Genomic DNA, 5,557 nt, shown 5'->3' with positions numbered 1-5,557 from the left:
GGGGTGGCTCTTCCTGAATGATGTCCGGCGGCGTCCTACTCTCCCACACCCTGGCGAGTGCAGTACCATCGGCGCTGAAGGGCTTAGCTTCCGGGTTCGGAATGGGACCGGGCGTTTCCCCTTCGCTATGACCGCCGTAACGCTGTCGAGTTGTCAAACGGGTTCCCGTTCGTTACTCGGGAACCGCACAGTGGACGCGTACACGCATTGAATGGTGTGGTGAAGTTGTCGGCTTATTAGTACCGGTCAGCTGCAAGGGTCTTGAGTCCCCTCTTCCACATCCGGCCTATCTACCCAGTGGTCTAGCTGGGAGCCTCTCACCCCTCGAGGGGGCATGGAAACCTCATCTTGAAGCAGGCTTCCCGCTTAGATGCTTTCAGCGGTTATCCCTTCCGAACGTAGCTAACCAGCCGTGCTCCTGGCGGAACAACTGGCACACCAGAGGTTCGTCCGTCCCGGTCCTCTCGTACTAGGGACAGCCCTTCTCAAGTTTCCTGCGCGCGCAGCGGATAGGGACCGAACTGTCTCACGACGTTCTAAACCCAGCTCGCGTACCGCTTTAATGGGCGAACAGCCCAACCCTTGGGACCTACTCCAGCCCCAGGATGCGACGAGCCGACATCGAGGTGCCAAACCATGCCGTCGATATGGACTCTTGGGCAAGATCAGCCTGTTATCCCCGGGGTACCTTTTATCCGTTGAGCGACGGCGCTTCCACAAGCCACCGCCGGATCACTAGTTCCGACTTTCGTCCCTGCTCGACCTGTCAGTCTCACAGTCAAGCTCCCTTGTGCACTTGCACTCGCCACCTGATTGCCAACCAGGCTGAGGGAACCTTTGAGCGCCTCCGTTACATTTTAGGAGGCAACCGCCCCAGTTAAACTACCCATCAGGCACTGTCCCTGATCCGGATCACGGACCGAGGTTAGATATCCAGAGCGACCAGAGTGGTATTTCAACGTTGACTCCACCGACACTGGCGTGCCGGCTTCACAGTCTCCCACCTATCCTACACAAGCCGCACCGAACACCAATACCAAACTATAGTAAAGGTCCCGGGGTCTTTCCGTCCTGCTGCGCGTAACGAGCATCTTTACTCGTAGTGCAATTTCGCCGAGTTCGCGGTTGAGACAGCGGAGAAGTCGTTACGCCATTCGTGCAGGTCGGAACTTACCCGACAAGGAATTTCGCTACCTTAGGATGGTTATAGTTACCACCGCCGTTTACTGGGGCTTAAATTCTGAGCTTCGCCTTGCGGCTGACCCGTCCTCTTAACCTTCCAGCACCGGGCAGGCGTCAGTCCGTATACATCGTCTTGCGACTTCGCACGGACCTGTGTTTTTAGTAAACAGTCGCTTCTCCCTGGTCTCTGCGGCCCTTCACGCTCCCCGAGCAAGTCGGTTCACGCTTCAGGCCCCCCTTCTCCCGAAGTTACGGGGGCATTTTGCCGAGTTCCTTAACCACGATTCTCTCGATCGCCTTGGTATTCTCTACCTGATCACCTGAGTCGGTTTGGGGTACGGGCGGCTAGAACCTCGCGTCGAGGCTTTTCTTGGCAGCATAGGATCACCAGATTCCCGCATTCGCGGTCACCGTCAGCTCTCAGGCTATGTGAGGTGCGGATTTGCCTACACCTCGCCCTACGACCTTGGACGTGGACTACCATCGCCACGCTTGGCTACCTTCCTGCGTCACCCCTGTTAATACGCTTACCTACTACCGGTTCGGGTCACGCGCTCCCTCCCGCGGTATCCCCGAAGGGATGGTGCGGGAGCTCGGGCGTTTAGCATCACCGGGCTCGGTATGGGCGGTTCTTCGCCGGTACGGGAATATCAACCCGTTGTCCATCGACTACGCCTGTCGGCCTCGCCTTAGGTCCCGACTTACCCAGGGCGGATTAGCCTGGCCCTGGAACCCTTGATCATTCGGCGGACGGGTTTCTCACCCGTCATTCGCTACTCATGCCTGCATTCTCACTCGTGTGGCGTCCACCGCTGGGTTCCCCCGCGACTTCACTCGCCACACGACGCTCCCCTACCCATCCACACGCCTGAACACACCCAAAGGTGCGCTGAGCTGATATGTGAATGCCACAGCTTCGGCGGTATACTTGAGCCCCGCTACATTGTCGGCGCGGAATCACTTGACCAGTGAGCTATTACGCACTCTTTCAAGGGTGGCTGCTTCTAAGCCAACCTCCTGGTTGTCTGTGCAACTCCACATCCTTTCCCACTTAGCATACGCTTAGGGGCCTTAGCTGGTGGTCTGGGCTGTTTCCCTCTCGACTACGGAGCTTATCCCCCGCAGTCTCACTGCCACGCTCTGGCTTACCGGCATTCGGAGTTTGGCTAACGTCAGTAACCTGGTGGGGCCCATCGGCTATCCAGTAGCTCTACCTCCGGCAAGAAACACGTGACGCTGCACCTAAATGCATTTCGGGGAGAACCAGCTATCACGGAGTTTGATTGGCCTTTCACCCCTAACCACAGGTCATCCCCCAGGTTTTCAACCCTGGTGGGTTCGGTCCTCCACGCGGTCTTACCCGCGCTTCAACCTGCCCATGGCTAGATCACTCCGCTTCGGGTCTAGAGCACGCGACTGAGACGCCCTATTCGGACTCGCTTTCGCTACGGCTTCCCCACACGGGTTAACCTCGCCACGTACCACTAACTCGCAGGCTCATTCTTCAAAAGGCACGCTGTCACCCCTGCTAGGGAGGCTCCAACGGATTGTAGGCACACGGTTTCAGGTACTATTTCACTCCCCTCCCGGGGTACTTTTCACCTTTCCCTCACGGTACTTGTCCGCTATCGGTCACTAGGTAGTATTTAGGCTTACACAGTGGTCTGTGCAGATTCACTCCAGGTTTCTCGGGCCCGGAGCTACTTGGGATCCCCTTCGGGAGGCCACGCCATTTCGTCTACGGGGGTCACACCCTCTGTGCCGGGCCTTTCAATGCCCTTCGACTATGACGCGACTTTCTGACTCCCTGCTGATTCGGCAGAACCAGCTGAAAGGTCCCACAACCCCGTGCACGCAACGCCTGCCGGCTTGAACACGTACACGGTTTGGCCTGATCCGCTTTCGCTCGCCACTACTCACGGAATATCTCTTCCTGGCGGTACTGAGATGTTTCACTTCCCGCCGTTCCCTCCACACACCCTATATATTCAGGTGCGGGTCACACGACATGACTCGTGCGGGGTTTCCCCATTCGGACATCCTCGGATCACGGTTCGTTTGCCAACTCCCCGAGGCTTATCGCAGGCTACAACGTCCTTCTTCGGCTCCTAGTGCCAAGGCATCCACCCTGTGCCCTTATAAACTTGACCACAAAGATCATTCAAAAAAGATGCTCGCGTCCACTGTGCAGTTCTCAAGCTACGACCGGAACAAGCACCCTCACCCCAGCGCCTACCCACACCCCGATGCATCAGCACCAGCGCGTGGGCGGTTCGTCCGAGCGGTACCAGCCCGCAGCCACCCGAGCCGCACCCCCACCCACAGGCAGCGACGCGACTCGTAGCGACCCTGAACAAACAACCTTCCGGCTGTTCCCTCAGGACCCAACAGCGTGCCCAGCCGACCCCTCCCCAGCAACGATCCGTTCCCACCCAGAAACCCGAAGGCCCTGGCGTACTAGGTCGCCACCAGCTCGAAAGCCGGCCAACAGTCGATGTTCCACCCTCGAGCACCGTCCCCCACTCGTTCGGCAGGGACAACGGGCCTGGACACCCTCCACCACCCATGACAGGCGATGTGGCTGCCAGATGCTCCTTAGAAAGGAGGTGATCCAGCCGCACCTTCCGGTACGGCTACCTTGTTACGACTTAGTCCCAATCGCCAGTCCCACCTTCGACAGCTCCCTCTCTTACGAGTTGGGCCACTGGCTTCGGGTGTTACCGACTTTCGTGACTTGACGGGCGGTGTGTACAAGGCCCGGGAACGTATTCACCGCAGCGTTGCTGATCTGCGATTACTAGCGACTCCGACTTCATGGGGTCGAGTTGCAGACCCCAATCCGAACTGAGACCGGCTTTTTGGGATTCGCTCCACCTCGCGGTATCGCAGCCCTTTGTACCGGCCATTGTAGCATGCGTGAAGCCCAAGACATAAGGGGCATGATGATTTGACGTCATCCCCACCTTCCTCCGAGTTGACCCCGGCAGTCTCCCATGAGTCCCCGGCATAACCCGCTGGCAACATGGGACGAGGGTTGCGCTCGTTGCGGGACTTAACCCAACATCTCACGACACGAGCTGACGACAACCATGCACCACCTGTACACCGACCTTGCGGGGCAACCATCTCTGGAAGTTTCCGGTGTATGTCAAGCCTTGGTAAGGTTCTTCGCGTTGCATCGAATTAATCCGCATGCTCCGCCGCTTGTGCGGGCCCCCGTCAATTTCTTTGAGTTTTAGCCTTGCGGCCGTACTCCCCAGGCGGGGCACTTAATGCGTTTGCTGCGGCACGGAACTCGTGGAATGAGCCCCACACCTAGTGCCCAACGTTTACGGCATGGACTACCAGGGTATCTAATCCTGTTCGCTCCCCATGCTTTCGCTCCTCAGCGTCAGTTGCGGCCCAGTGACCTGCCTTCGCCATCGGTGTTCCTCCTGATATCTGCGCATTCCACCGCTACACCAGGAATTCCAGTCACCCCTACCGCACTCTAGTCTGCCCGTACCCACTGCAAGCCCAAGGTTGAGCCTTAGGTTTTCACAGCAGACGCGACAAACCGCCTACGAGCTCTTTACGCCCAATAATTCCGGACAACGCTTGCGCCCTACGTATTACCGCGGCTGCTGGCACGTAGTTAGCCGGCGCTTCTTCTGCAGGTACCGTCACTTGCGCTTCTTCCCTGCTGAAAGAGGTTTACAACCCGAAGGCCGTCATCCCTCACGCGGCGTCGCTGCATCAGGCTTGCGCCCATTGTGCAATATTCCCCACTGCTGCCTCCCGTAGGAGTCTGGGCCGTATCTCAGTCCCAGTGTGGCCGGTCGCCCTCTCAGGCCGGCTACCCGTCGTCGCCTTGGTAGGCCACTACCCCACCAACAAGCTGATAGGCCGCGAGCCCATCCCAGACCGATAAATCTTTCCAGACGCCACACATGCGTGCACGTCTCGTATCCGGTATTAGCCATCGTTTCCCATGGTTATTCCAGAGTCTGGGGCAGGTTGCTCACGTGTTACTCACCCGTTCGCCACTGATCAGACCAGCAAGCTGGCCATCACCGTTCGACTTGCATGTGTTAAGCACGCCGCCAGCGTTCGTCCTGAGCCAGAATCAAACTCTCCGTAAATGTCTACATGGCACCCCACCACCAAAGCGATGAGGCAACCGACACACGAAATGGTCCCGATAAGGACCGTTCAGATTCGGCTGAATGTTGATGCCGCACCCCCACGGAGGTGGAAGACACGACACCTATCTCAACCAAGACCCACCACCCAGCAAGCACCCCACCCCAAACGGGACAGAACACCCTCAGATGACGAGCCATATGGCATCGACTATTTGGCACACTGTTGAGTTCTCAAGGAACAGACGCGCATC

3 rRNA genes are annotated in these 5,557 nt (G+C 58.0%); all 3 read right to left on the bottom strand.

Features of this window, described 5'->3' with window-relative positions:
- Positions 1 to 22: 22 nt before the first annotated feature.
- The 3 genes from rrf to CXY01_RS20680 all read right to left on the bottom strand — a co-directional run bounded on the left by rrf (position 23) and on the right by CXY01_RS20680 (position 5,303).
- A 5S ribosomal RNA gene (gene rrf / locus CXY01_RS20690) occupies positions 23 to 139 on the bottom strand.
- Positions 140 to 216: 77 nt separating this feature from the next.
- A 23S ribosomal RNA gene (locus CXY01_RS20685) occupies positions 217 to 3,332 on the bottom strand.
- Positions 3,333 to 3,781: 449 nt separating this feature from the next.
- A 16S ribosomal RNA gene (locus CXY01_RS20680) occupies positions 3,782 to 5,303 on the bottom strand.
- Together the 16S, 23S and 5S rRNA genes form the textbook arrangement of a ribosomal RNA operon.
- Positions 5,304 to 5,557: the final 254 nt, after the last annotated feature.

The sequence above is a fragment of the Cellulomonas xylanilytica genome, assembly GCF_007989805.1.
Classification (GTDB): Bacteria; Actinomycetota; Actinomycetes; order Actinomycetales; family Cellulomonadaceae; genus Cellulomonas; species Cellulomonas xylanilytica.
The sequence above is the reverse complement of the archived record's forward strand: the minus strand, read 5'-3'. Positions and strand labels throughout refer to the sequence as shown.